The 23,445-nt window shown below is 41.4% G+C and carries 28 protein-coding genes; 16 read left to right on the top strand and 12 right to left on the bottom strand.

Annotated features, from left to right (window positions below; all coding sequences use genetic code 11):
- Nucleotides 1-64: 64 nt before the first annotated feature.
- Nucleotides 65-1,198 (top strand): branched-chain amino acid ABC transporter permease, encoded by a 1,134-nt coding sequence (locus tag V7K79_RS14140; protein ID WP_335048533.1) that lies wholly within the window; start codon nucleotides 65-67, stop codon nucleotides 1,196-1,198.
- Nucleotides 1,188-1,970: an ABC transporter ATP-binding protein gene (locus tag V7K79_RS14135; RefSeq protein WP_335048531.1), complete on the top strand. Its 783-nt coding sequence runs from the start codon at nucleotides 1,188-1,190 to the stop codon at nucleotides 1,968-1,970. Before V7K79_RS14140 ends, V7K79_RS14135 begins: the two co-directional genes overlap by 11 nt.
- A 212-nt stretch (nucleotides 1,971-2,182) precedes the next feature.
- Here the strand turns inward: V7K79_RS14135 and V7K79_RS14130 are convergent, their stop codons facing one another.
- The 3 genes from V7K79_RS14130 to glpX form a co-directional block, all read right to left on the bottom strand.
- On the bottom strand, nucleotides 2,183-2,743 hold the full coding sequence (locus V7K79_RS14130) for a DUF2087 domain-containing protein (RefSeq protein ID WP_335048530.1): 561 nt from the start codon (nucleotides 2,741-2,743) through the stop codon (nucleotides 2,183-2,185).
- Between the two features lie 108 nt (nucleotides 2,744-2,851).
- Nucleotides 2,852-4,138, bottom strand: coding sequence for a glutamyl-tRNA reductase (locus V7K79_RS14125; RefSeq protein WP_335048528.1), 1,287 nt, complete (start codon nucleotides 4,136-4,138; stop codon nucleotides 2,852-2,854).
- A 238-nt stretch (nucleotides 4,139-4,376) separates the two neighbouring features.
- Nucleotides 4,377-5,414, bottom strand: coding sequence for a class II fructose-bisphosphatase (gene glpX, locus V7K79_RS14120; RefSeq protein WP_335048527.1), 1,038 nt, complete (start codon nucleotides 5,412-5,414; stop codon nucleotides 4,377-4,379).
- Between the two features lie 355 nt (nucleotides 5,415-5,769).
- On the opposite strand from glpX, the gene V7K79_RS14115 reads away from it, so the two are divergent.
- The 7 genes from V7K79_RS14115 (at nucleotide 5,770) to grxD (ending at nucleotide 10,662) form a co-directional block, all read left to right on the top strand.
- Complete coding sequence (locus V7K79_RS14115) at nucleotides 5,770-6,342, top strand: DUF981 family protein (RefSeq protein ID WP_335048525.1); 573 nt, start codon at nucleotides 5,770-5,772, stop codon at nucleotides 6,340-6,342.
- Nucleotides 6,343-6,632: 290 nt separating this feature from the next.
- On the top strand, nucleotides 6,633-6,947 hold the full coding sequence (gene grxC / locus V7K79_RS14110) for a glutaredoxin 3 (protein WP_335048524.1): 315 nt from the start codon (nucleotides 6,633-6,635) through the stop codon (nucleotides 6,945-6,947).
- A 223-nt stretch (nucleotides 6,948-7,170) separates the two neighbouring features.
- Nucleotides 7,171-7,656, top strand: a complete 486-nt coding sequence (gene tadA / locus V7K79_RS14105) for a tRNA adenosine(34) deaminase TadA (RefSeq protein WP_335048522.1) — start codon at nucleotides 7,171-7,173, stop codon at nucleotides 7,654-7,656.
- Nucleotides 7,657-7,768: 112 nt separating this feature from the next.
- The gene (locus tag V7K79_RS14100; RefSeq protein ID WP_442938927.1) at nucleotides 7,769-8,545 is read left to right on the top strand and encodes a lysophospholipid acyltransferase family protein; all 777 of its coding nucleotides are present in this window, start codon (nucleotides 7,769-7,771) and stop codon (nucleotides 8,543-8,545) included.
- Nucleotides 8,546-9,160: 615 nt separating this feature from the next.
- Entirely contained in the window at nucleotides 9,161-9,769 is a 609-nt protein-coding gene (locus V7K79_RS14095) for a hypothetical protein (protein WP_335048520.1), read from the top strand.
- Between the two features lie 225 nt (nucleotides 9,770-9,994).
- Nucleotides 9,995-10,252: a BolA family protein gene (locus V7K79_RS14090; RefSeq protein ID WP_335048518.1), complete on the top strand. Its 258-nt coding sequence runs from the start codon at nucleotides 9,995-9,997 to the stop codon at nucleotides 10,250-10,252.
- Nucleotides 10,253-10,338: 86 nt separating this feature from the next.
- A complete protein-coding gene (gene grxD / locus V7K79_RS14085) occupies nucleotides 10,339-10,662 on the top strand; it encodes a Grx4 family monothiol glutaredoxin (protein WP_335048898.1) in 324 nt (107 codons plus the stop codon).
- A 349-nt stretch (nucleotides 10,663-11,011) separates the two neighbouring features.
- Here grxD and V7K79_RS14080 read toward each other — a convergent pair whose 3' ends face one another.
- On the bottom strand, nucleotides 11,012-11,260 hold the full coding sequence (locus V7K79_RS14080; RefSeq protein ID WP_335048517.1) for a DUF6761 family protein: 249 nt from the start codon (nucleotides 11,258-11,260) through the stop codon (nucleotides 11,012-11,014).
- Between the two features lie 589 nt (nucleotides 11,261-11,849).
- On the opposite strand from V7K79_RS14080, the gene V7K79_RS14075 reads away from it, so the two are divergent.
- Entirely contained in the window at nucleotides 11,850-12,623 is a 774-nt protein-coding gene (locus V7K79_RS14075; protein WP_335048897.1) for a response regulator transcription factor, read from the top strand.
- A 52-nt stretch (nucleotides 12,624-12,675) separates the two neighbouring features.
- Here the strand turns inward: V7K79_RS14075 and V7K79_RS14070 are convergent, their stop codons facing one another.
- The 4 genes from V7K79_RS14070 to V7K79_RS14055 form a co-directional block, all read right to left on the bottom strand.
- The gene (locus V7K79_RS14070) at nucleotides 12,676-13,494 is read right to left on the bottom strand and encodes an ABC transporter ATP-binding protein (RefSeq protein ID WP_335048516.1); all 819 of its coding nucleotides are present in this window, start codon (nucleotides 13,492-13,494) and stop codon (nucleotides 12,676-12,678) included.
- Between the two features lie 8 nt (nucleotides 13,495-13,502).
- Nucleotides 13,503-14,069 carry a hypothetical protein gene (locus tag V7K79_RS14065; RefSeq protein WP_335048514.1) on the bottom strand — a complete coding sequence of 189 codons (567 nt, stop codon included), beginning with the start codon at nucleotides 14,067-14,069 and terminating at the stop codon, nucleotides 13,503-13,505.
- Between the two features lie 68 nt (nucleotides 14,070-14,137).
- Nucleotides 14,138-14,599: a DUF4079 domain-containing protein gene (locus V7K79_RS14060; protein ID WP_335048512.1), complete on the bottom strand. Its 462-nt coding sequence runs from the start codon at nucleotides 14,597-14,599 to the stop codon at nucleotides 14,138-14,140.
- A 176-nt stretch (nucleotides 14,600-14,775) separates the two neighbouring features.
- Nucleotides 14,776-15,171, bottom strand: coding sequence for a DUF1830 domain-containing protein (locus V7K79_RS14055; RefSeq protein ID WP_335048510.1), 396 nt, complete (start codon nucleotides 15,169-15,171; stop codon nucleotides 14,776-14,778).
- Nucleotides 15,172-15,757: 586 nt separating this feature from the next.
- Between V7K79_RS14055 and V7K79_RS14050 the strand changes: the two genes are divergently transcribed.
- Genes V7K79_RS14050 through V7K79_RS14035 form a run of 4 tightly spaced genes read left to right on the top strand, consistent with a single transcriptional unit; the run spans nucleotide 15,758 to nucleotide 19,726 of the window.
- The gene (locus V7K79_RS14050) at nucleotides 15,758-17,350 is read left to right on the top strand and encodes a photosystem II high light acclimation radical SAM protein (RefSeq protein WP_335048509.1); all 1,593 of its coding nucleotides are present in this window, start codon (nucleotides 15,758-15,760) and stop codon (nucleotides 17,348-17,350) included.
- Nucleotides 17,351-17,408: 58 nt separating this feature from the next.
- Complete coding sequence (locus V7K79_RS14045; RefSeq protein WP_335048507.1) at nucleotides 17,409-18,797, top strand: DICT sensory domain-containing protein; 1,389 nt, start codon at nucleotides 17,409-17,411, stop codon at nucleotides 18,795-18,797.
- Complete coding sequence (locus tag V7K79_RS14040; RefSeq protein WP_335048506.1) at nucleotides 18,794-19,432, top strand: pentapeptide repeat-containing protein; 639 nt, start codon at nucleotides 18,794-18,796, stop codon at nucleotides 19,430-19,432. Before V7K79_RS14045 ends, V7K79_RS14040 begins: the two co-directional genes overlap by 4 nt.
- Nucleotides 19,433-19,483: 51 nt before the next feature.
- On the top strand, nucleotides 19,484-19,726 hold the full coding sequence (locus V7K79_RS14035) for a hypothetical protein (protein WP_335048505.1): 243 nt from the start codon (nucleotides 19,484-19,486) through the stop codon (nucleotides 19,724-19,726).
- A 29-nt stretch (nucleotides 19,727-19,755) separates the two neighbouring features.
- On the opposite strand, the gene V7K79_RS14030 is transcribed toward V7K79_RS14035, so the two are convergent.
- The 3 genes from V7K79_RS14030 to clpS form a co-directional block, all read right to left on the bottom strand.
- Entirely contained in the window at nucleotides 19,756-20,220 is a 465-nt protein-coding gene (locus V7K79_RS14030) for a hypothetical protein (protein WP_335048503.1), read from the bottom strand.
- 140 nt (nucleotides 20,221-20,360) lie between these two features.
- On the bottom strand, nucleotides 20,361-21,185 hold the full coding sequence (locus tag V7K79_RS14025) for a CPBP family intramembrane glutamic endopeptidase (protein ID WP_335048501.1): 825 nt from the start codon (nucleotides 21,183-21,185) through the stop codon (nucleotides 20,361-20,363).
- A 65-nt stretch (nucleotides 21,186-21,250) separates the two neighbouring features.
- Nucleotides 21,251-21,532 carry an ATP-dependent Clp protease adapter ClpS gene (gene clpS / locus V7K79_RS14020; RefSeq protein WP_104907504.1) on the bottom strand — a complete coding sequence of 94 codons (282 nt, stop codon included), beginning with the start codon at nucleotides 21,530-21,532 and terminating at the stop codon, nucleotides 21,251-21,253.
- Between the two features lie 295 nt (nucleotides 21,533-21,827).
- Between clpS and V7K79_RS14015 the strand changes: the two genes are divergently transcribed.
- Nucleotides 21,828-22,193 (top strand): hypothetical protein, encoded by a 366-nt coding sequence (locus V7K79_RS14015; RefSeq protein WP_335048896.1) that lies wholly within the window; start codon nucleotides 21,828-21,830, stop codon nucleotides 22,191-22,193.
- Nucleotides 22,194-22,401: 208 nt separating this feature from the next.
- On the opposite strand, the gene V7K79_RS14010 is transcribed toward V7K79_RS14015, so the two are convergent.
- Nucleotides 22,402-22,602 (bottom strand): hypothetical protein, encoded by a 201-nt coding sequence (locus tag V7K79_RS14010; RefSeq protein WP_094349495.1) that lies wholly within the window; start codon nucleotides 22,600-22,602, stop codon nucleotides 22,402-22,404.
- A gap of 471 nt (nucleotides 22,603-23,073) precedes the next feature.
- On the opposite strand from V7K79_RS14010, the gene V7K79_RS14005 reads away from it, so the two are divergent.
- A complete protein-coding gene (locus V7K79_RS14005; protein WP_335048499.1) occupies nucleotides 23,074-23,403 on the top strand; it encodes an STAS domain-containing protein in 330 nt (109 codons plus the stop codon).
- The last annotated feature ends 42 nt before the right edge of the window (nucleotides 23,404-23,445 follow it).

Raw genomic sequence — 23,445 nt, 5'->3', positions numbered from 1 at the left:
TTGTCCCTAATTCTCCTTGTCCCCAAGTCTCTTCCCTGTTTGCCCAATTCCCAAATAATTTAATATGGTTGACTATCTAATTTTCTTAGCAATTTCTACAGCACTTTTTGCTCTATTCGCACTAGGACTGAATTTACAGTGGGGCTTTACGGGATTAATTAACTTTGGTCATATTGCTTTCATGACCCTGGGAGCATATACAACGGTATTATTAAGCTTAAAGGGCGTACCAATACTAGTATCGGCACTGGCTGGGGCAATTGCCGCTGCCTTGTTGGGTTTGATAATTGGTTTTGTAACTCTCCGTTTACGGGAAGATTATCTAGGAATTGTCACCATTGGTACGGGCGAATTAATTCGTTTGGTGGTGAATAATCAGGAATTGCCTGTGGGTGACACTTGGATTTCTGGGGCGTTTGGCGTACAAAGTTATCCCATACCTTTATCCACAGAGCCAACTTTGTTTGTCAGATTAATAATGATTGGGCTTTTGACACTGCTGGCTGCTGTAACTTTCTTTACTTTGTGGCAATGGATTCGTACCACTCAAATATCTCGGACTACTGATTTAGGTAAAAGTACGACTAGCAAGCAAGAATTTGCATCGCGCTTGGGTGTGGGAATTGTGTTAGCAATTTTGGCGGCAGCGATTTATATTTCTGGAGTAATCGGACTGTATAATTACAACCCAAAAGCGGGTTTAATGCTGGTGTTGTTGCTGGTTTTAGCATTTGTATACTGGCGGTTAGAAATTTTGGTGCGATCGCCTTGGGGTAGAATTCTCAAAGCCATCCGCGAAGATGAAGAAATTCCCAAAGCATTAGGAAAAAATGTCTTTTGGTATAAATTACAATCTCTGATGTTAGGAGGTGCGATCGCAGGTATCGCTGGTGCTTTCTTTGCTTGGCAACTCAGCGCCATTTACCCTGATAATTTCCAACCGCAGATCACCTTTGACACTTGGATTATGGTGATTTTAGGCGGTTCTGGGAAAAATGTTGGCACAATCGTAGGCGCGATAATTTTCTTTGCTTACGATGCGCTAACGCGAGAAGTCTTACCCAGAATCGTTTCCCTTGATGAAGCGCGTTTGGGCGCATTTCGGATCATGGTAATCGGACTAATTTTGATGGTACTGATGATTTGGCGTCCTCAAGGTATCTTAGGGAAAAAGGAGGAACTCACCCTTGGTAAATAACTATTCATCCCCACTTCCCCTTTTAGTAGCCACTGGACTTTCTAAAAGCTTTGGTGGTGTCAAAGCAGTTAATGAGGCGAAAATCGAAGTTCCTAAAGGCAGCATTACGGGCTTGATTGGCCCCAATGGTGCTGGTAAAACTACTTTATTTAATTTACTCTCAAACTTCATCCGCCCCGATAAGGGACGAGTGATTTTTGATGGCGAACCGATTCACAATTTGCAACCATATCAAATTGCCCAGCAGGGGGTAATCCGCACCTTTCAAGTTGCACGGACTCTCTCGCGGTTGTCGGTGTTAGAAAATATGCTGTTGGCGGCGCAAAAACAAACGGGTGAAAATTTTTGGCAAGTGCAGTTGCAACCGCACGTTGTCGCCAAGGAAGAAAAGCAACTCCAAGAGCGAGCAATGTTTTTATTAGAATCAGTGGGCTTGGCAAAAAAAGCACACGATTATGCTGGTGGCTTGTCTGGTGGACAACGTAAGCTGCTGGAAATGGGACGAGCCTTAATGACTAATCCCAAGTTAATTTTGTTGGATGAACCGGCGGCTGGGGTAAATCCGAGACTGATTGATGATATTTGCGATCGCATTATCACTTGGAACCGTCAAGATGGCATGACCTTTTTGATTATCGAACACAATATGGATGTAGTTATGTCATTGTGCGATCGTGTTTGGGTACTTGCCGAAGGACAGAATTTAGCTGACGGTACACCCGCAGAAATTCAAACTAATCCCAAAGTTTTAGAAGCTTATTTGGGAAAATAGAGTGCGATTGACTTTCTGTGCCAAACTCTCCCTGTGTGGGAGAGAGGCTTTTATTCTTACTCTGATTCGCTGCTAGGGAAAGGTTTGAGGCTTAAGTTTGAGAAAATGTCACATACTGTGTCAAATTTTCGGAAATTTGGCTCTTGTTAAAATCGAGTTCTAACTGCATAAATATACGACCTAGAATTGTGCGGTTTGCTCATCTTTCATATCTATGTTGTACGCCAATAAACCCCATTTTCTCGCTGCATTAACTGGCAAGCAATCAACTCTCGTCGCAGGGTTGCACAGTCAATATGGTAGCGTTTGAGAATATCATTTACCAGATGTTCAGGGTAGTTGACTCTTACATCAAACTGGTTTACTAACCACTTAAGAATAACTAGACGCTTTTTACGACTAGCAGGAATTTCTTTGAGGCGTTCGCCCTCGAAATAGTTTTTCAACACTTTGCTTTCCCAAGCCTCGGTATCCACATCCTCAATCAAGGATGCTATTTTCTCAGGTGTGAAAATTTCCTTGCTAATGCTTTGCAAAGCCTCGCTATTCAATTGATATAGACGGCTATTACCTTCAGGACGCATTGTCACCAAATTTAGCTCTTTAAGTTTCGCTAAATGATGGGATACCGTCGGTTCTTTGAGTTGCAGTAGCACCGCTAATTCTTCGACGCTGCATTCCTGATTCGCCAAAATACCTACAATCTTCAATCGGCTATCATCCGCTAATGCCTTGAAAAAGCGCAATAAGATGTTAAATTGCTCTGGTTGCATAACTAACTTCTAATTAGACATCTATCTAATTAGAAGTATATCTAATTTCAAATTGATTGGCTTAGAACTCCAACTTCTCACCAAAATTTGAAGTTTTGGTTGTTTAATTTAACTAAACTGTTCTTCTGCATCGAGGTTAAACAGCATTTGCAGAGTTTGCATACAGCGCCTTCTGGCTTCAACATCTTGCTGCGATCGCAATTGCACCATCGGGTCATGTAAAATTTTATTGACAATTCCCCGTGTTAATGCTTCTATTATTTCTTGATGTTTTTCAGCGAATTCCGAACCCAATCTCGACAAAGCTTTTTCTAATTCTTGTTCGCGGATGGTTTCGACTTTATTTCGCAGACAGCTAATAGTAGTAACAGTTTCCAGAGAGCGCCACCAAATATCAAAGGTTTCTACTTCTTCTTCTAAAAGTCGCTCGGCTTCCTGTGCAATTTTCCGGCGGCTTTCGTAGTTTTGCGCTACAACAGCCTTCAAATCATCCACATTAAACGCCTGCACATTCTCCAATTCATTTACATCCGCATGAACATTACGCGGCACAGAAATATCAAATAACATTAGAGAGCGCTGAACTTCTAAAACCATTTCCAATTTGGCACGGTCAAGTATTGGCTCTGTTGCCGAAGTGCTTGTAAAGACTAAATCGCTATCGGCAATTACTGCCATCATTGCTGATAGCGGATGAATTTGAATAAGTTGTTGAGGGAACTGCTTCGCTAATTCTTGGGCGCGATCGCGAGAGCGATTTACAATACTAATTTCCACAGCACCTTTAGAAACTAGGTGTTGCACCAGCAGCCGCGACATTTTACCAGCGCCGAGAATTACTACTCGACAAGCTGCTAAATTTGCCACTTTTAGCTGTGCTAATTCTACAGCTGCCGAACTGATAGAGACAGCGCCAGTACCAATACTAGTTTCAGTGCGAACCCGCTTACCAGCTGTCAGTGCTTGTTTAAATAATCGATTCAAAATGGTTTTTATACCGCTATATTGCTGTCCCAGTTTGTGAGTAGTCTTCACCTGAGCCAGAATTTGACCTTCTCCAAGAACCAGACTATCTAAACCACCTGCTACCCGCATCACGTGCATCACTGCATCATCATGCAGCAGCATAAACAAATGCTGTCGCAGAGAAAGCACGGGTAATTTACTGTATTCTGCAAGAAACTGCGTTATTTCTCGAATACCTTGGTCTGCTTCATTGGTAACAATGTAAATTTCCAGGCGGTTACAAGTACTAAGAATTGCAACTTCGTCAATATGAGGATAGCTAGCTAGTTGAGCGATCGCACTTTCAATTTGTGGTTCTGGAATACTCAGTTTTTCCCGAACTTCTACTGGGGCTGTTTTATGGCTTAACCCCACTACTGCTATATTCATTTGCTAAATCTTAGTTATTAATTGGTAGTTGAGAATAGGGCATTGAGTGAGAAATAGGGAATGGGAAATTTTGTTTACTGGCTGATAGTTTTTTCAACCAATAAACAATAACTAATCACTAAATACTAACTACTAACTAGTGTAAGGATGAAACATTTGGGTGAATATTTTTCCGTTTTATATAAATATTTTTCCAAATGTTTTACCCTTACTTTTACCATTCCCCATTCCCGACAAATTAATTCAGTTGGAGAGTCTTGGGTTCACCAAACATGTGAATCGTATCAACAAATCGAGCAGTTTTCGATTGGTTGGAAATTACCAAGCTTTGAGTTCTGGCTCCGCCGTTGAAGAAACGTACACCTTCCATCAGATTACCACTGGTAATACCGCTAGCAGCGAACAGAACAGTTTTACCAGATGCCAATTCATGAGCATCATAGACCTTATCGGGGTCATTGATATTCATAGACTTTAAACGATCGATATTGGCTTCTTTGCTTTCTCCAATCAGACCCGTTTTTACGATTGCTGGATCGTAAATCAGTTGACCTTGGAAGTGTCCGCCCAAAGCACGCATTGCTGCTGCCGAGATTACACCTTCAGGAGCCGCACCGATACCCATCAGCCCGTGGATATTAGTTCCAGCAAAACCACAGCTGATAGCTGCACCCACATCACCGTCTGAAATTAGGGCGACTCTCGCTCCAGCCTCACGGATTTCTTTAATTAAATCGTTGTGGCGTTCGCGCTTCATAACTACGATCACAAGTTCTTCAATCGAGCGCTCTAGACACTCAGAGAGAATCTTGAGGTTTTCTGTTGCTGACTTGTTGATATCTACCTTGCCCTTAGCTGCGGGGGGTGCTGCTAACTTCTTCATGTAAAAGTCAGGAGCAGCAAATAATCCACCCTTTTCAGAAATTGCCAAGACAGCCATCGAACCAGGTTGTCCATAAGCTACCAAATTTGTGCCTTCACAGGGGTCAACGGCGATGTCAATTTCAATTAATTCATCGGGGTTACAGAGAGCTTCGGCATTTGGTTGAGTACAAATACCAACTTCTTCCCCGATGTATAACATCGGCGCATCATCGCGTTCGCCTTCTCCAATCACAATGCGACCGCGCATATAGATTTTATTCATCCGCTCCCGCATGGCTTCCACTGCTACCTGGTCAGCAGTGTTCTTTTCGCCTTTACCCATCCACTTTGCGGATGCGATCGCGGCTTGCTCTACTACTTCAATAATCTCTAACCCAAGTGTATTTTCCACAGAGTTTGCCCTCTCAGCTGCTTGAATTTGCGTCGTTTCATCTGCCTATTTCAGTCTTCAAGTCTACCAAAGGGCGGATACACGTGGAAGAAAGTTAAGTTTTACTGCTAACTCGTTAGAAAAGTGCCAGTTAACACATCCTGATTTTTTACTCATAATTACTCCAGTATAAAACCTGTTCACAAGTAACTAAGTTAAAAATTGCCACAAATAGGTAACAGTGTATATCCAAAACATTGCTTTTCTTCTGTATCTATCTTTAGGTATAAAATAACAAATAAAAAAGCTGGTAGATTCACTAACAACTAAAAAACGAGGTACAGAGTAAATAACTTGTAAAATTCAGAGGAAAATCGTGTTTATCGACTACATCACCCTCATGTTAATCAACATGGTAGCTGGGTTATTTTTACTAGCTGACTATGTGTATCGTGGTATAGATAGCTCTAACCAAAGACAGTGGATTCCGGGATTTGGAATTACGGGTGCGATCGCACTCACAACTGGTTTACACATGAGCTTCACCTGGCCAGTAATGGGTAGCTTTAATATTGCCTTTGGTGAAACAAGTGTTCTATTTGGAATATTGTTTGTAGCAGCTGCAATCGCCCTAGCTCAAGGTTGGGATTTATTGACAATCGCAATTTACGGCTTCTTTGCTGGTGCAGTTGCGATCGTAGTCGGTATCCGCATCATCAACTTGAATTTGACAAAGCAACCGCTTTTATCGGGAATCGGCTTTATTTTAACTGGATTAGGTGGTGTTTTTGCCGCGCCAACTCTTTATTGGAAAACCAACCGAACTTTGCGACTAATTGGCGTAGCAGTGCTAATAGTAGCCGCTCTAATTTGGGCATTAACTGGATATTTGGCTTATTGGAATCATTTAGAGGGTTTCCAAAAGTGGGTTCCAGCGCCGATGCGGTAAGCAATGATCTAGGCTAGAGACATAGTTCAAATGTCAGAATTCAGGAGTCAGAATCAAAGTCAGAATAGTTAAAGAATCAAAGTCAGATTTGGTAAATGAATATCTTAGTACCGCAAGGCGGAATTCAAAATTCAAAATTCATGCATTAATATAGCGTAAGCATTTCATTGGTTTTGAATGGGTGGTTTATTTACGCCAAGTTGTACTAGTTATATAACAGTCCTTATAAATTCTGATTTCTGACTCCTGGGTGCTGAATTATTACGTTAAAACTTTGCTTAAGTATCGATATGCTGGACTTTCTTAATCCCCTCTTAAATCGCCATCCAGAGCGAGTTAAAGCCAACGTCGAACTTTACACGTGGCAAACTTGTCCTTACTGCATTCGTGCCAAAATACTGCTGTGGTGGAAGGGTGTAAATTTTACTGAATACAAAATTGACGGCGACGAAGCAGCCAGAGCGAAAATGGCAGAACGCTCTAACGGCCGCCGTAGCGTACCACAAATTTTTATCAATAACCAGCACATTGGTGGCTGCGATGATCTTTACCAGCTAGATACACAAAGTCAACTCGATCCTCTTTTAGCCCAAGCCGCTATTTAGAAATCAAATTAGCCCCCAACAATTTCTTTGGTAATGCGATGTTGGGCAATTTTGGATTTTAAATTGCTCAGTAAGCAAGTTCGTAGTAAGCACTTTAGTCCTTAATTTTCTAGGCACTAAAGTGCTTACTATAAACTCTTTATTACTAGCTTGACAAAGCGCCAGTAAACTGTATTACAAATTTGCCCATCTTTATGGCAAGGAGTATCAAATTTATCAGAATATGCTAACTAAGTATACAGAATATCTTATACATCAACAATGGATGAGTTATGCCTTAGAATTAGCAAAAACAGCAGGTGAAGCAGGTGAAATCCCTGTAGGTGCTGTTATCATTGATTCGACAGGCAAATTGCTGGCGCAAGGAGAAAACAGAAAAGAGCGCGACAAAGATCCTACCGCTCATGCGGAAATTCTCGCTCTCAAGACAGCGGCAACAACTTTACAAAATTGGCATCTTAATGAATGCACACTCTATGTAACTCTTGAACCTTGCCCGATGTGTGCAGGTGCGATCGTCCAATCACGATTAGGACTACTGGTATATGGAGTAGACGATACAAAAACTGGCGCAATTCGTACAGTTATTAACATCCCCGATAGCGCTGCTTCTAATCACCGTCTCCAAGTAATCGGAGGCATTCTAGAGTCAGCTTGTCGTCAGCAATTACAGATTTGGTTTGCTACTAGACGGCGTAAGGTAAACTAACGGACAGAGGTAAAACTGTCCATCTAGTACGACACAAGTCACACAAGAGAATCTACGGTGTAACTAGTCAGGCATTTAATTAAATTTTACCCGTCAATCAGCTGCATTCGTCATGATGGAATTTTACTCTTCATCCGATACCTGCCAGCAAACCCTGGCAAATCCTCAGGTAGATAGCACTACCTCAAGGGTTTCTCCTTGGTTAAGTCCCCTGGCATATTCATTAGGGCGTCACTGCCTATTACCATTATTCTTTGGACAAATTAGAATAACCGGACAAAAAAATATCCCTAGAACTGGGCCTGTAATCCTTGCCCCTACTCATCGGGCGCGTTGGGATGCCTTGCTCGTACCTTACGCTACCTCTGATTGTCGCAGAGAACAAGACCTGCGCTTTATGGTGACTATTGACGAATGCCAAGGTTTGCAAGGCTGGTTTGTCCAACGTTTGGGGGGTTTTCCTGTAAATTCTAAGCATCCGTCAATCCGCACGCTGCGACATGGAGTACAACTACTTCAGCAGCAAAAAACCCTGGTAATCTTTCCAGAAGGTAACATTTTTCGTGATGGCCAAGTTCACCAGTTGAAGCCAGGAATTGCTCGTCTTGCTTTGAGTGCTGAATCTAGTCATTCCGGGCTAGGAGTGAAAATTATACCCATAGGCATTAACTACAGCCAACCTTATCCCAATTGGGGTACAGATGTGAGTATTGACATTGGCTCCCCAATCAGAATTGCGGATTACATGAATGGCTGTATAAAACAAGATGCAAAAAACATTACAACTGATTTAGCAAAGGCACTGCAACAATTGAGCCATCAAAAAACAAAAATTACTAACCATGCATTTGCAGAAATTACTAATTCTTGCTCCAGTCAAACCTCATAATCATTGACCGTGCATAATTTAGAAACCGCATCTTTTCAATATTTGACACTAATTACTAACTGCTATATTCATCCTGAGTAAGTCACAAACGATTAGTGGTGTTTTGCAACCTTTGAGTATGTATATATAGATTACCCTCTATTGATCATATATTCAGCCAATTTGGCATTTTTTTGAGCCAATAGCTAATTAATTGCCTGCAAACTACTGAATTGCTTGATGATAAATATTTTCATGATTTAGTCAAACAGTTAAATAAAAAGTAGGGAAGCGCGGACTGAGGATATCGCTATTCTGAACTATTTTGGTGCGATTGCAAATACTTCAAGCAGTGCTTTGGGAAAATTATCCTGCCAAATATTTCAGTTAAGTTGAGATAATTATTGGGGAAGAAAGTCGGTAGTCAGACAGATGGTAACGCACTCCACCGTAGGTATCACTGATCGCGGCGACATAAGTTAGTTGGTATACAGAAATAATGGGAACTCTATTAAACTGATTTTTAGTCTAAATCAGAGATACTTAGGATGTAACTTTGCTTTGTTCAAGACCAAAACAGAGTTAAGATACCCGAAGTTTCCATAACTCTATATAGTTGTCGCACTAATTGATCCCATGAACACTGCTGTCGCTGTTACCTTGATGCACCGTACTGTTTTATCAGTTATAGCAGTCCTCAGCCTGCTATCACCTGTGAATGCTCAGGTATCACAGTCACCAGGCACTACCAGCCAACCACAACTCATTGACCCCAACGATCCTAATAACCTCCGCCCCATAACCGAAAGTAACAGCCTTTTAAGTATTGCAGGTGGCGATCGCTTACTAAAAGATGCAGAACAAGCTGTTTCTGCTCAAAACTACCCTTTAGCTGCCAAAAAACTGCAAGAAGCACGTCAAGTTTATAATCAGCTATCTAATTTTTATCAAGAGTTAAATTCTAGCTTTTCGGGAATTGACAACAGAGTTTCTGATTCTCAGCGTCAAAAAGCTCTATTAACAGCCCAAAAGCGAGATGAAGCTACTTTTCAGCTAGCATTGGTACATCGGGCACAAAATCAGCCAGAACTAGCTGTACCATTGTTGATTCAAATAATTAAGAGTCAAAACCCAACGCGGGATTTAGGCAAGAAAGCTTATAAACAGTTGTTTGAGTTGGGTTTTGTTGATTCTCCTTATCCTAGAGAAGGTGGTAATTCATCCTCCTCATCCCCAAAAAAATAAATTAAATTTTTGTTACCTGTTTTTCCCTACCCACATTTCCCTAACCAGTCGCTTGGGAACGCCCCAGTGCTAGGATAGAGCTATCCGCCGTAACCTTGATCCAGCGTTCTCAAGCAATACACTCCAAAGGCGTCTTTGTCTACAGCCTTGCCAAAGCCTGAAGTTGGCACAGGCATTTGCTCTATATCTGTTAATAATAGAAAAGTAAGTTTTTCAGGAATTGCGATGATTAGTCCGCAACAGGTTGAGGAAATGATCAAGGCGGAACTGCCAGATGCACAGGTTCAGGTGCAAGACTTGACTGGTGGCGGCGACCACTATCAAGTGACAGTAGTTTCATCGCACTTTGCAGGTAAAGGACTAGTGCAACAGCACCAGTTAGTTTATGGTGCGTTGGGTCAAGCTATGTCAACTGAAGCGATTCATGCCTTGGCGATGAAAACATACACTCCCGAAGCTTGGCAAGCAACAGCAGCTTCGTAAATAAGAGTTAGAAGTTAGGAGTTATGAATTTTGACTCCTCACTCTCACTCCTCACTGTTGAATCCAACATAGGAAACATAATTACCATGACACCAGAACTCAAAGACAAAATTGATAGCTTAGTACAAGAAAACAAGATTTTAGTTTTCATGAAGGGAAACAAGTTAATGCCCCAATGTGGTTTCTCCAACAATGTTGTGCAGATTCTCAATACCTTGGGAGTTCCCTTTGAGACGGTTGACGTTCTATCAGACGCGGAAATTCGTCAAGGTATTAAAGAATACTCTAGCTGGCCCACAATTCCCCAAGTGTATCTCAATGGTGAATTCCTTGGCGGTTCTGACATCTTAATTGAACTGTACCAAAAAGGTGAATTGCAGCAGAAGGTAGAAGTAGCATTAGCTTCTTAATCTTTCTTTACGCAAACTAAAGGATATGCTGCTGAATTTGCTCTTTGCGATCAAGGCAATGTGCCGTTTTTAATCTTCTTGAAAGGAGAGAGAATATAATATCTCTCCTTTCAAGGGTTTTAAATCAGTTTCTAACAAAAATACTCTCTGTTGGACTTAATTTCATAGCTAGCCAACAATCCCCTCAGTTTTATATTGGTTTTGCCAATATAAAACTGAGGGGATGCGTTTAATCAATATAATTTCTCCAAAATTTCACACCACGACAACCCGTTGACCAATACAAATAATATGCTATAATTATCTGTTGGTAATTAACCGTTACTATTAACGGCCAGATAAATGGTACTTAGTAGTAATCGGGTTGTGGCTGTGGTTGCGGGACTGCAAAGTTCGATCCATCGTACAAGTAGCGGCTGGCTTCCTCTTCTAAGCGATGAATCAGAAAAGGTTCAATGACGTTGCTATGTCGCAGTGCGGCTAGATATCCATCCAAATACATCCGCATATCATCCATGCGATAACCGCGATTCCATAGCTCGACGAAGGCGTCGGTGAGTCTTTGGTAATAACGGATGGTTTGTGTGTCTTGGAGCATAACTGCTGTATTAATCTCTTTGGAATGAGAATTGTAAATGATTCACGATTAAAAGTGAACTGTAATTTCACTTTGGCATCTACTCAAAGTCAACACATCTACTTTGGGTAGTACCCTTATATCAGCAACAAGCTACTTTAATCCTATTCCATAAAACACCGATTCTAGTTAGCTGCTAAGTTATTTTTTTGATTTTCACAATCAACAGCCCAATTGTATTGATATTATATTCCTGGATAGAATTGCTAAATTTTGGCGAAAAAATCGACTTTCATCATCAAGTTTAAAAGCTGTTGTAGTAAGGTTAGCTAGGTTGGGTTCTATTATATTTGTCATATAACACCCATCTAAAAGCAAAATGTCAGGCTAAAAAAAAGAACTTTTCATAAGTGTAACAACACTTTCGGAAAATTTAATAAAAATTTAATAATATTTCTAATTGCCTATCGGCAAGGCATAACTTAAAGATATTGCCATTCATTTTATTAGGAAATGTAAAGTTAATTGCAATTGAAGTAACAAAGGCTACAAAACCTTAGACATGGGCTTGTTACTTTGAATGTCATCGACGCTAAGGGATCTTGCCACCGTGGGTTCGGTTTGTATAGAAATCATTGAGGGGAATCCCCATCTGAGGTCGTTGTTGGGTTGGCACTTGCAACAACTGGAATACCGCGTGCATCAAGCTGCCAGTATTTATCAAGCAAGGGAAGTATTTTTAAGCCATCAACCAGCACTGATAGTTTTAGATGCAGACCTGCCTGATGGTGATGGCATTGAGTTTTGTCGTTGGTTGCATCGTCAGCAGCAGCCTTTAATCTTAATGCTATCTGCTCGTAATAGTGAAGCTGATATAGTCGCAGGTTTAAAGGCGGGTGCAGATGATTACCTGAGCAAACCTTTTGGAATGCAAGAGTTTTTGGCACGGGTGGAGTCACTGATTCGCCGGAAGCGCACACCTACTGCACCAGCTTATTTGGATTATGGCACTTTGCAAATCGATTTAGTTCAGCGTCGTGTCCGTTTTCAAGGGGAGTTTATTGACTTAACGCCCCAGGAATTTAGTTTGCTGTACGTTTTAGCACAAGCTGGAGGAGTACCTTTAAGTAGATCGGAATTGCTGCGTCGTGCTTGGCCTGACGCTATTGATAACCCTCGTACTATTGATACTCATGTTTTATCGCTGCGGAAAAAAGTTGAACTCGACCCCAGGCAACCCAATTTGATTCAAACTATCCGCAATGTTGGATACCGTTTTAATATGGAAATTTTGAATACCAATATTTCACAGTCACAGACAACAAAGTTAGCTAGAGAGAGATTTAATAATCAACGTTCAACACTTACTAGTAGTCAGGTGTGAATGGGGCATGAGGGAGTAAGAAAACAATTCCTGATTTTGTCTCATTCAAAATTTAAAATCCAAAATCGTCTTGATTTGCTGCTTGAGTTAGGCTTTTTCGTAATTCAATCCACTCTATCTCTGAGGCTGTTTGATTTGCGAATAAATGACCTTGTTGCAGGTGTAATAACCGAGCGCAAAACATCTCGGCTAGTTCCAGTTGGTGATTTACCATTAAAATTGTGGTTTGATGAGTTTGACTCAACTGAGTTAAGACTTGCATTAGATGAGTAGCTGTACCAGCATCTAGGGCAGAGGTTGGCTCATCTAATAATAATATTTTAGGCTGGATGATTAAGGCACGAGCGATCGCTACTAGTTGTCGTTGTCCTGCTGAAAGTTGTACCTCTGTTCGCCCTAACCATTCATTGGGAATGTGCAGTTGTTCTGTCCAGTAATCGACTCGTTGCTGAATTGTCTGTTTCGGTAAACCACGCAAAACCAAAGGATAAGCTAAGGCTTGTCCAACTGTCATCCCCAACAGCTTTGACTCTTGCAATACAAGTACAAGCATCTGCCGTAGCTGGATGACGGGAATTTGAGGATATTCTTGATTTTCTAGATAAAGTTTACCACTCGTGGGTTCAATGAGGCGGTTGATCAGGCGTAATAACGAAGTTTTCCCAGCACCTACTGGGCCGACAATAGCAATGCGTTCGCTCTGGAATACCTCTAAGGAAATATCCTGTAATATGGGGTATCCCTGCTGATTGCCGGGAAGTTGGGTTTTCAGCTTTGTAAACAGATTAACTTGCTCTAGCCTGAGTGTGGCTTTTGCTGTATTCAAAGGTAATAGGGAGTAGGGAATGGGGAGAAATAACCAATGCCCCATGCCTAATTTTAAGTTAATTGTGCAGTAGTTAAAGCTGTAGCGATCGCCCAGCCATCGACTAATAGTAGCAGCAGAGTGAATACTAGTAAAATCAGGTACATCCAGGGCTGCGCTAAAGGGCGAACATCTGTGGTGTCAATACTCGTCTTTGCTTGGACAATTTTTACCAAACGGGCAAATCCAGCTACACGCATCGGTAGTAAATAAGCTTTCCCATCCTGGCTGAGGAAGTAATAAACTAGCCCTCCTTGCCCAGTGGTACGGGGTTTTAACTCTTTCATTTCTGACCAAGGTAAAGACCAGCCTTTACGAAAAAAGCTCGGCACCCAAGCGGGGTAAGTAACCTGAATTCCTTGGTCATCTACTATTACTTGTTCAGTTAATACCGCGTACAAGGCAACTAAACCGATGCCAATCCCTATCCACAATAATTCTGGAGGTACGGGTGCAGCTGTTACCTGCGATAAGAAGGGTAATGGGACTGTGAGTGCTATGTATAGACTCAGCAACGTTATCCGAATCAAAGGAGACAGACGAAAAATAGAAGTTGAGATATTGGCTGAGTTTGCTGTCACGGCTCAATTACAATGCTTTTCTTCATTGTAGGGTAGGTCTATGTCCCTGGTAGTTGGCGTGTGGTAGTTCAGGGTAAATACTTTTGTACGACAATCCAACCAGTAAGGGACACCCAGGCAAATCCTATAAACAGAATAATATTTACACCGATGTGTAAAGGTCTAGCCCAAGGTTGTCTGGCACTAATTTGGGTGGCACTGAAGGCAGACAGTAAAACTAGTGTTACCACTATTAATCCAGCGATTAAGTGTGATGAGTGACCTAAAGAACCAAAGTGCCCGAAAGTGCCAACAATACCGATCGCTAGCAACAGTAGTACTAAACTTACCATACTGATGCCCATTGTATAGTGGAGCGATCGCACCCCTCTATTACCGCCTACAAATGGGGTAAAAAAAGGGAATTGCTGCGAAGTTCTCGCCCGAAACATCCAAACGCCGGTAATTGCTAACATCAGATAGGCCAGCAGGGATAATCCCATTGACCAGGCGGCTATTTTCCACAACCAAAGAAATGAAGGCAGATTCATAAGATTGATTGTAAATGAGATGAGGGAGCAATCAATTCAAAATTCAAAATTCAAAATTAAAGAACTTCTGCCTCCTGCCTCGTGCCTTCTCTTTCCCAATGCCCAATGCCCAATAAATAATAAACAAAAAGGGCTGCTAAATTAGCAACCCTTAAATTTAGATAAAATTGTTTTTTTTAATCAACCGAAGCTAAACCAAGCATTTGCAAGGATTTTGTAGTATCTGGGATTTTTTTATTAATTTGCTGCACCATTAATTTGGTATTAATAGGGTCTTTCCCATCTGATGAGTCTGTATCAAACTCAAAAGTACTGGGTTCTTCGAGCATCAGGCGATCGCACGGAATCTTATCGGATAAAATTGCACTTGCCATCATCCCTGTATGAATCTCCACTTGACCTTTTAGCGGAGCTTCAAAAACTAAACGTTGTCCAGGGAAAACAACCCTTTCAAAGTACCAGTTGGGAATATTGGAGATGCGAGCTACCTGTATTTTGCTCGTGGCATTAACGTAGCAGCAGAGAACTTTTTCTGCTTGCTCAGTTGGTAGAGGATCTAATATTTGAGCCATAACTGCTGAGGAGCTTTACGCCACAATCTTACATTATACTAACCAAGCCTAGCACTCACTGATCCCCAATTGTTGTAACTGTGAATACCAACTGAGTAGTTGGAGATTATTTCTATCTAAAGATATATTTTTAGTTATAAAAATTTTGTGAAAATTCCCACGTTTTTCGGAATCATACACTATGGATAAATGTTTTTGAGATTTTTCTGGTATAAAAGTTTCAATTCTCTTCAAACAGATTGTTAGGAAATTGACATAACAGCGATCCCCTTGCTTTTTTCGTAGCGAGGAAATAAGTTTTGCTGTTTTATCTATCCCAGGAATATCGGCTGGGATCGTCGCTTAATGAATAAACTCAATGTTATGGTAAAACTATATGAAAAAATATCTTCAGAAAGCTCTCTATAAATTCCATGTATTTTTTATGTACAGCAATTCTAGCGTTTTACGCAGTTGCTAAGAGCAGGTTAAGTATTACCAATAATCGGCTGAAATGTCAAGCTAAATTGTGATAAATAAAACCAAATAAAACAAGCACACACTTTAAAACTAGATGTTTCTCTCGCTTTCTCCACAGGTTGGCAAGATGGAAGTTAAAACACAGATGATAAAAAATCGAATTCTTTACGTTCGCCTTCCTTGTAACCCCATCTTTCCTATTGGGGTTGTCTACCTTAGCGATCATGTCCACAAGCAGTTTCCTAATATTGAACAGCGCATCTTTGATTTGGGAACAGTGCCACCTTTAGATTACAGTTCGGCTCTGGATCATTGTATTGATGAATTTAAACCGACACTATTAGTATTTTCTTGGCGGGATATTCAAATTTATGCCCCAGTTGGCGGACGTGGTGGTAATCCACTGCAAAATGCCTTTGAATTTTACTACGCTAAAAATCCTCTATTGAAACTACGCGGCGGATTGGGCGGTTTGCGAATCTTTATCGCTTACTATGTAGAATTGTGGCGCAACCAGAGCTTAATCAAACACGGTTTAAAACGTGCCCAAAAATATCATTCTGATGCCCGTGTAGTTGTCGGTGGTGGTGCAGTCAGCGTATTTTATGAGCAACTAGGTAGAAGCTTACCCGAAGGAACAATTATTTCTGTGGGTGAAGGCGAAACCCTGCTAGAAAAACTTTTAAGTGGCAGAGATTTTCGAGATGAACGCTGTTACGTTGCCGGAGAAGCTCAACCACGGAAACGGCTAATTCACGAACAACCTACCCCGATAGAAAAAACAGCTTGTAACTACGATTACATCGAAAGCATCTGGCCGGAATTTAATTATTACCTACAAGAGCAAGACTTTTATATAGGTGTACAAACTAAACGTGGTTGTCCTCACAACTGTTGTTATTGCGTCTATACGGTTGTCGAAGGCAAACAAGTACGCATTAACCCAGCAGATGAAGTCGTTGCTGAGATGCGCCAATTATACGATCGCGGCATTCGCAACTTCTGGTTTACCGATGCCCAATTCATCCCCGCGAAAAAATTTATCGCCGACGCTGTAGAACTATTGCAAAAAATCGTCGATTCTGGTATGACAGATATCCACTGGGCAGCATATATCAGAGCCGACAATTTGACACCAGAGTTGTGTGACTTGATGGCGAAAACTGGGATGAACTATTTTGAAATCGGGATTACCAGTGGTTCTCAAGAACTTGTGCGGAAAATGCGGATGGGGTATAACCTGCGAAACGTCTTGCAAAACTGCCGTGACTTAAAAGCAGCTGGTTTCAACGACTTAGTTTCCGTCAACTACTCCTTTAATGTGATTGACGAACGCCCCGAAACCATCCGCCAAACCATCGCTTACCACCGCGAACTAGAACGGATTTTTGGTGCTGATAAAGTCGAACCTGCCATCTTCTTTATTGGACTACAACCCCATACCCATTTAGAAGAATACGCTTTCAAAGAAGGCATCCTCAAACCAGGGTACGATCCAATGAGTTTGATGCCGTGGACAGCCAAAAAACTTCTCTGGAATCCCGAACCCCTTGGTTCATTTTTCGGCGAAGTCTGCTTACAAGCTTGGCAACAAAACCCCAACGACTTCGGACGCGAAGTTATGAACATCTTAGAAGAAAAGCTAGGTTGTGCTGACTTAGAAGCAGCACTGACAGCACCATTAGAAACGAAAGAAAAGCAGTTAGCAGGTGTATCCTAGTAAACACGAATTCTAATTTTCCTCCTCTGCGCCTCTGCGGCTATTTTTACCAAATCCCATGTTAGAAGGTTCAATACTACAACAGCTAGAAACAGCTCATCGCCACACCACCAGGCCAATTCGATTCGGTGTTTATTACAAAAATACCTTAGTTGCCCTGTGCCACGCTCTCGAAGACCATATCTTAACCGACGACAGTACACCCTTAGTGATCACAGCCTTTCAACAAGGTAAATGGTATCTACAAGAAGCTGAACGATATGCAGACATCGCCCAGCGCAGCCACCAAATTGCCATCATGGCTGCCATTGAATCCGGCTTTGCTGAACATCCTACCAGCCAGCTACCCAATGTAGATTTAGTAAGATTAGATTCAGCCGATTCAGTAGCGCAAGAGTGGCACTTAATTATTTTATCGCCAACATACACAGCAATGGTAATTTGTCAAGAATTATCCGAGGCTGATTATGGCAGCGCTGGAGTGCCGACATCAGACTTAGAGCGCAAATTCTATGGTTTGTGGACATTTGAGCCAGAGTTAGTGCAAGATACAGCAGAAATAGCGATCGCTCACATCGGTAAATACAACCCAGAACTGGCCCAAAAACTCACAGCCGATAAAGAACAAATTGTGCCTTCAATGGACAGAACCCAAAATTTAGGTGCAGTTGTCTCCCGTGTAGTAGATTACCTCCAGACTGGGCAAGAAAATTTATCCATCCCCACAGCGCTTCAGAAACAAACCCTAGATCGCAACTTGGTTTCTAACGAAATCCAAGCCTTTTTGCGAATGGCGCAACTGATGGATATGGCAGATGTCAACAATCCAATGGCAGCTGCGGAAGTAGTAGTTCTTGCGGAAGCGATCGCCCAGCTTTTGGATCTTCCCGCATGGCAGATTAAGAGATTGCGGTTAGCGGCTTTGTTACATCGCATAGATCCATTACAAAATGCACAAAGTGTCCTCACTTCTGGTAATATACCGACACGCCATCAACAAGACGCTCCCTGTTGTCCTTTAATACCAGGAGCGCAAGTATTGCGAACAATGCCACGACTGCGAGCCGTTGCCCAAATTATTACTCACCAAACCGAGTGGTGGAATGGTTTAGGAGAACCAGGAGGTTTAGCTGGAGATGAAATTCCTTTAGAATCGAGAATTTTAGCATTATTAGCAGACTTTCAGTGGCGAGTCAATCAGCAAAAATCGTCAAATCAAAGCCAAGAACAGATATTTACTCAAGCTTTAGATGAGTGTAGACAGCAACAATCTACCCGCTTTGACCCTAAACTTGTAGATACCCTAGCTTTATTAGTAATGGGTTTACAACAGGGACTAGACTTACCCTTGATGACACCCAAATTCAGCGCCGGCATCTGGATACTTGATTCCCAATGGGATAGCCACAGCAAGATAAGTGAGGAGATTGGTAGTTACTTTACATGAATATTGAAGCCATTAAATTAGGAAAACTCAAACAACTTCCAGGGGCAAATTTAGAAGACGAGGAACTCTCCCGACTGGATTTAAGCCGGATTAATCTTGCTGGTGCTACCCTTGTCGGCACTAATTTCGCAGCTTCCAAACTCGAAGGTGGGCATTTGGAGGGGGCAAATTTGATGGGAGCCAACCTCCAAGAAACTGACTTGCGCGCGAACCTGATGGGAGCAAACCTGATGCAAGCAGATTTAACAGGCGCTGACTTGCGGGGTAGCAATTTGCGTGGCGCTAACTTGATGGGAGCAAGACTCAGTGATGTGTCATTGGCGGGTGCTTTCTTAAGTGGTGCCAATTTGATGAATGTGAACTTACAAGGCGTTGACTTGCGCGGTGCTGATTTGCGCGGTGCAAACCTGACTGGAGCAAATCTCAAAGGTGCAGACTTGAGTCGTGCCGATTTGCAAGGGGCTTTGTTGAGTGAAGCAAACCTGGAAGAAGCGGACTTGCGGGGGGCAAATTTGGCAGGGGCGAATTTTTCAGGAGCGAATTTGCTTTGTGCAGAGTTAGAAGGTGCAAATTTGAGCGGCGCTAATTTGAATAAGGCGTGTGTAGTGGGTACTGTGGTTGAGACTCTTGCATAAAGATTCTACCAAAAAGCCCAGTATACTTGGGTATTGTTAAAATTTTCGCAAATGATACCCGTTGCCGCACAAGTCTCAATTACCGCAATTATTCCCATGTTGACTGCGATCGCAAATCGGCAATGGGAACAGTTTAGAGAACTAGAGGCAGATTTTGTATTCCAGTATGGCGTAGAGGTATGGCAAGAGGTTTTTAATTTCCGTCTCAAGCCAGCACTGGATAAAGATTCTAACAGATGGCTACTGATTCAGTGGTGTAGTGAAGAAATTATCTCAGTCAAAAATGTGGCTTAGGTGCGATCGCCCAAGGTGAATTATGGCTATTAATTAAAGACTTCTCCTAAGTGCACTCTTAATTTATCGATACTACCCCACTGCTTCATCAAGTTGTCACTAGATAACAATTTAGCTTTAGTGTCATACCAACCCCAGTTGGCTATCATTTCCTTCTGATCAAGAGGAATACGGTTGGGATTGTTGAAATCAGCAATCCAATGAACCTTAACCCATCGGAAAATACCCCATGAACCTGTTTCCCATTGAGGTTTATCTTCACTTCCGTTATTAACCAGTTCAACTACGTGTGTCAAGGTTCGCTCGTACCCAGATCGTTTTTGAGAAAGGATGATAAGAGATCCTTTTGGTAAGTTAAAGGCGTGATTATCTATACCTGTAGCCTCATTCTTTTTAAAGTTAAACTGAAAATAAGCTCCAATAAGATAGCCTTCATACGCCCAATCACCATTATCATTGACATTTTTAATATATTCCAGACGACTACAATCCATTATTTTTAACCTTAAACCTTTATTTGATGTTGAATCTCTAAAAGCCTTTTGGCTACACTTTGACACTTTGCGTAAATGGAATATTAATGTATTTTCTTTTTAGCCGATATTTTATTTTTCTACAACTTCATTACTCATCTTTAATTTTTCACTGTTCGCCCTCGTATCCACAAAGCTAGTACACTCATTAACAACACCCCCATCACTCCTTGCAGGGGATTATTATTCACACCAGTTACCCAATCAGGAACTTGGCCAGAATATTTCACTAATTTACCCACATTAATAATGTAGTAACCCCAAACTAAACCACCATGCAAACCAATTGGGAAACCCAAGCGTCCCCTTTGCCAACGCTTTCCCCATACTTGCGTTAACCCCAGCAGTACTAAAGCTGGAAATTGCGGCAGTGTATGAATAATTGCCTCCAAGGGTTTAATAAAGTGCAATGTAGCAAACGCAGTTGCATCTGTCCACAGTGCCACACGTGGACTGTAATCTCGTTGTAATTCATCTAGCAACCAGCCTCGGAATAACAATTCCTCAGCAAATCCAACACCTAAGCCAACAAGTAAACCCTCTAAAATTACTTTCAGCAAAAAAACTTTCGGTTGTTGCCACACCAACCAACCCAACAAACTTTCTACCCCAAAAAGTATCAGAATATTAATTATCCCCAAAGCCAAGCCACGCAGCAAATCTACACCATTTTGCCGCGTGAATTCTAAGCCATAATGCCACAGAATTTGGGGCTGCTGGTAGACATATTTACCCCATAATCTCAGAATAAAAATAAATACAGCATATAACAATACCAATGTCAATATACTTTCTAAGTTTGAATCATGCACTAGTAAGTATATTGGTGTAGCCAATGGCAACCATAGCAGCAATAAAGTCAAAATAAAAGCACCCAGCCTAATAAGGGCAGGGCGTTCAGCTAAACGGACAAGGTTTTTTTTCATACTAAGTTAAATCATCAATCACTAGTCAATACTCCAAATTTTGACCAATGACCAATGACCAATGACTATTCATCAGGTTCAATGGTGCTACTTAAACCGTGACTTATCAATGTTTCGCAATAAAACTCAGCGTGTTCTAGGGCGCAAGTAATAACTAAAGCTAGCCCGTTAGTATGGGCTTCCATCATAATGCTCACAGCTTGGGGTTGGGTAAGGCTAGGTACAGTAGCTATTAGTGACTGTACAACATGCTCCATAGAGTTGTAGTCATCGTTATGGAGCAAAACGCGATACCGAGGCGCGAGCTTGCGGGTTGTGGAAGGCTTTTCAATGGTTTCAACTGACACGGCTCTTTGCTCTTTTCTCGTTACTTCACTACAACAAAATCTCTGTCTAGCGATCGCTCAACAGTTATTTACCTATTCTATAGTATTTCTGCTCAGATACTATGCTAGGAAAACCCTTGACTGCTAAGGATTAGTTGTATTATTTTTGCGTAGCCACTTGATAAGGCACACGTCTAAGACATGGCTGCCGTAAGAGTGCTACCCTAATCTTACATAAGCTTTCCTTAAACGTAACGCATTTTTCCTTTTAAGATTAAGGAAGTTGCAAGCAAAATAATCCTTGCCCCTGCCCAAGATGGACATGAGCCTAGATTTTCTTCAACCGGGACAAATTGTGTCTTTAGAGTATGGCGACAGGAACCTGTATGCAGAAGTCATTCAATTTGTAGTTTCCCGCCAGCTATGCTGGGTACGTCCTTTATTAATGGTTACTTTCATAGAAGAATCACCCTTAATTACCGATTTGCGAGATGCGTCTGACTTACTTTGGCCTGCCAATTCATTTCGCCCAGCATTAGATACAGAAGTAATTACCTTCTTGAGCCAACTTTTAGCGAAAGAACCAAAAACTGAACCTGATTCAGCCGCCAAGCAGCAACTCAATCAGTTTATTCACCAACTTTGGCAAGCATATCAAGAAGGGTTGGGGATTAAGGATTAGCGATCGGGCATTGGGTATGGAGAATAGACAACGTAAAGACTTCTTCAATAATTCTTCCTTGTCTTCCTTGTCCCCCTGCTAAATTTAATTACGAATTATGTTAGGGAGTCCTCATACCCTTAAAGAAAAGCAAGCTATACACAACTTCTTGTAGAGAGTGTCATTACATTAGTGCAGCGTCTCGTCAAGAGCGTCATTATGAATTATTTTAAAATCCCAAGCTAGGAACCAACTGGATTCGTCCAGCATCCATCTCTGCCATTAATAATTCTAAGGCTTCGTAATCAACATCAGAAATGTAACCCAATTCCGTCAGTTCTGAGTTGATTTCATTCTCTATCTCAGGAGTTAGTTTTTTAATGTCAAGAGCTTTTTCTACTAGTTTACGAATAGCGTACTGAGTTCTCATAAGTAATAATCCAACTGTAATATGACACTAATCATCCCAGATCGGCCTCAGTATAAAGAGCGATCCAAACACTAACTCACTAGTGATATATATCACAATTTAATTAGTTAACTAGATAATTCACTTTAACGTTGCTGTATACCATCAACAACGTTAAAGTGAAAGATTTAACCTACCGTTAAGACTTGGCTAAATTAGCTTTAGTTATAGACTAAGCAAGGTTTATCAGCATAGTTACTGATAATTTGTCTGCTCTATGGCCGTCTATAGTTGATTGTTTTTGAAGTGACATAAAAAAAAAGTATATATAAACACATTTTAACTTGGAATTATAACAATCTTTAAACAGACATACTAAAGCAATAAAGATTCAGCAAAGAGAGCTAAGACGTATGGTCGATGCAACAAAATAGAGCTTATGTTCAAATAATCCTTAACTTCACGCTTCAAAATTCTTAATAGGATGTAACTATGCAAGTAGTGCTTAACTATCCCAAGATTGCAGTCATTCGCCCCCAAGGGTGTTTAAATGCTGCAAACGCCTTGGAATTTGAACGAGATATGACTACAGCGTTGGCGCAAAATGGTATTTCCATCTTGGTAGTAGACCTTGCAGCAGTAGAATCGTTAGACAGCGCGGGGTTGATGGCATTGTTATCTACACACAAGCTGGCTCTTACTTTAGGAAGAAGTTGCCGACTTTGTGCTGTTACTCCACAAATTAGAATTATTTTTGAACTAACACAACTCGATCAGGTATTTGAAATATCAGACGCTGAAACTGAATTGACCCAAACATAACTTTATGTAAAAGCACAAAGGTTCAGGCAATAAGTAGAGTTT

The sequence above is a fragment of the Nostoc sp. genome, from assembly GCF_036917575.1.
GTDB lineage: Bacteria > Cyanobacteriota > Cyanobacteriia > Cyanobacteriales > Nostocaceae > Nostoc.
The sequence above is the reverse complement of the archived record's forward strand: the minus strand, read 5'-3'. Positions and strand labels throughout refer to the sequence as shown.

Excerpts from the sequence above, each read along its gene's own strand:
- V7K79_RS14140 (WP_335048533.1), top strand. The coding sequence starts at position 65 with ATGGTTGACTATCTAATTTTCTTAGCAATTTCTACAGCACTTTTTGCT.
- V7K79_RS14130 (WP_335048530.1), bottom strand. The coding sequence starts at position 2,743 with ATGCAACCAGAGCAATTTAACATCTTATTGCGCTTTTTCAAGGCATTA.
- V7K79_RS14125 (WP_335048528.1), bottom strand. The coding sequence starts at position 4,138 with ATGAATATAGCAGTAGTGGGGTTAAGCCATAAAACAGCCCCAGTAGAA.
- grxC (WP_335048524.1), top strand. The coding sequence starts at position 6,633 with ATGCTGGACTTTCTTAATCCCCTCTTAAATCGCCATCCAGAGCGAGTT.
- tadA (WP_335048522.1), top strand. The coding sequence starts at position 7,171 with ATGCTAACTAAGTATACAGAATATCTTATACATCAACAATGGATGAGT.
- V7K79_RS14100 (WP_442938927.1), top strand. The coding sequence starts at position 7,769 with ATGATGGAATTTTACTCTTCATCCGATACCTGCCAGCAAACCCTGGCA.
- V7K79_RS14095 (WP_335048520.1), top strand. The coding sequence starts at position 9,161 with ATGAACACTGCTGTCGCTGTTACCTTGATGCACCGTACTGTTTTATCA.
- V7K79_RS14090 (WP_335048518.1), top strand. The coding sequence starts at position 9,995 with ATGATTAGTCCGCAACAGGTTGAGGAAATGATCAAGGCGGAACTGCCA.
- grxD (WP_335048898.1), top strand. The coding sequence starts at position 10,339 with ATGACACCAGAACTCAAAGACAAAATTGATAGCTTAGTACAAGAAAAC.
- V7K79_RS14080 (WP_335048517.1), bottom strand. The coding sequence starts at position 11,260 with ATGCTCCAAGACACACAAACCATCCGTTATTACCAAAGACTCACCGAC.
- V7K79_RS14070 (WP_335048516.1), bottom strand. The coding sequence starts at position 13,494 with ATGGGGCATTGGTTATTTCTCCCCATTCCCTACTCCCTATTACCTTTG.
- V7K79_RS14060 (WP_335048512.1), bottom strand. The coding sequence starts at position 14,599 with ATGAATCTGCCTTCATTTCTTTGGTTGTGGAAAATAGCCGCCTGGTCA.
- V7K79_RS14055 (WP_335048510.1), bottom strand. The coding sequence starts at position 15,171 with ATGGCTCAAATATTAGATCCTCTACCAACTGAGCAAGCAGAAAAAGTT.
- V7K79_RS14050 (WP_335048509.1), top strand. The coding sequence starts at position 15,758 with ATGGAAGTTAAAACACAGATGATAAAAAATCGAATTCTTTACGTTCGC.
- V7K79_RS14045 (WP_335048507.1), top strand. The coding sequence starts at position 17,409 with ATGTTAGAAGGTTCAATACTACAACAGCTAGAAACAGCTCATCGCCAC.
- V7K79_RS14040 (WP_335048506.1), top strand. The coding sequence starts at position 18,794 with ATGAATATTGAAGCCATTAAATTAGGAAAACTCAAACAACTTCCAGGG.
- V7K79_RS14035 (WP_335048505.1), top strand. The coding sequence starts at position 19,484 with ATGATACCCGTTGCCGCACAAGTCTCAATTACCGCAATTATTCCCATG.
- V7K79_RS14030 (WP_335048503.1), bottom strand. The coding sequence starts at position 20,220 with ATGGATTGTAGTCGTCTGGAATATATTAAAAATGTCAATGATAATGGT.
- V7K79_RS14025 (WP_335048501.1), bottom strand. The coding sequence starts at position 21,185 with ATGAAAAAAAACCTTGTCCGTTTAGCTGAACGCCCTGCCCTTATTAGG.
- V7K79_RS14015 (WP_335048896.1), top strand. The coding sequence starts at position 21,828 with ATGGACATGAGCCTAGATTTTCTTCAACCGGGACAAATTGTGTCTTTA.
- V7K79_RS14010 (WP_094349495.1), bottom strand. The coding sequence starts at position 22,602 with ATGAGAACTCAGTACGCTATTCGTAAACTAGTAGAAAAAGCTCTTGAC.
- V7K79_RS14005 (WP_335048499.1), top strand. The coding sequence starts at position 23,074 with ATGCAAGTAGTGCTTAACTATCCCAAGATTGCAGTCATTCGCCCCCAA.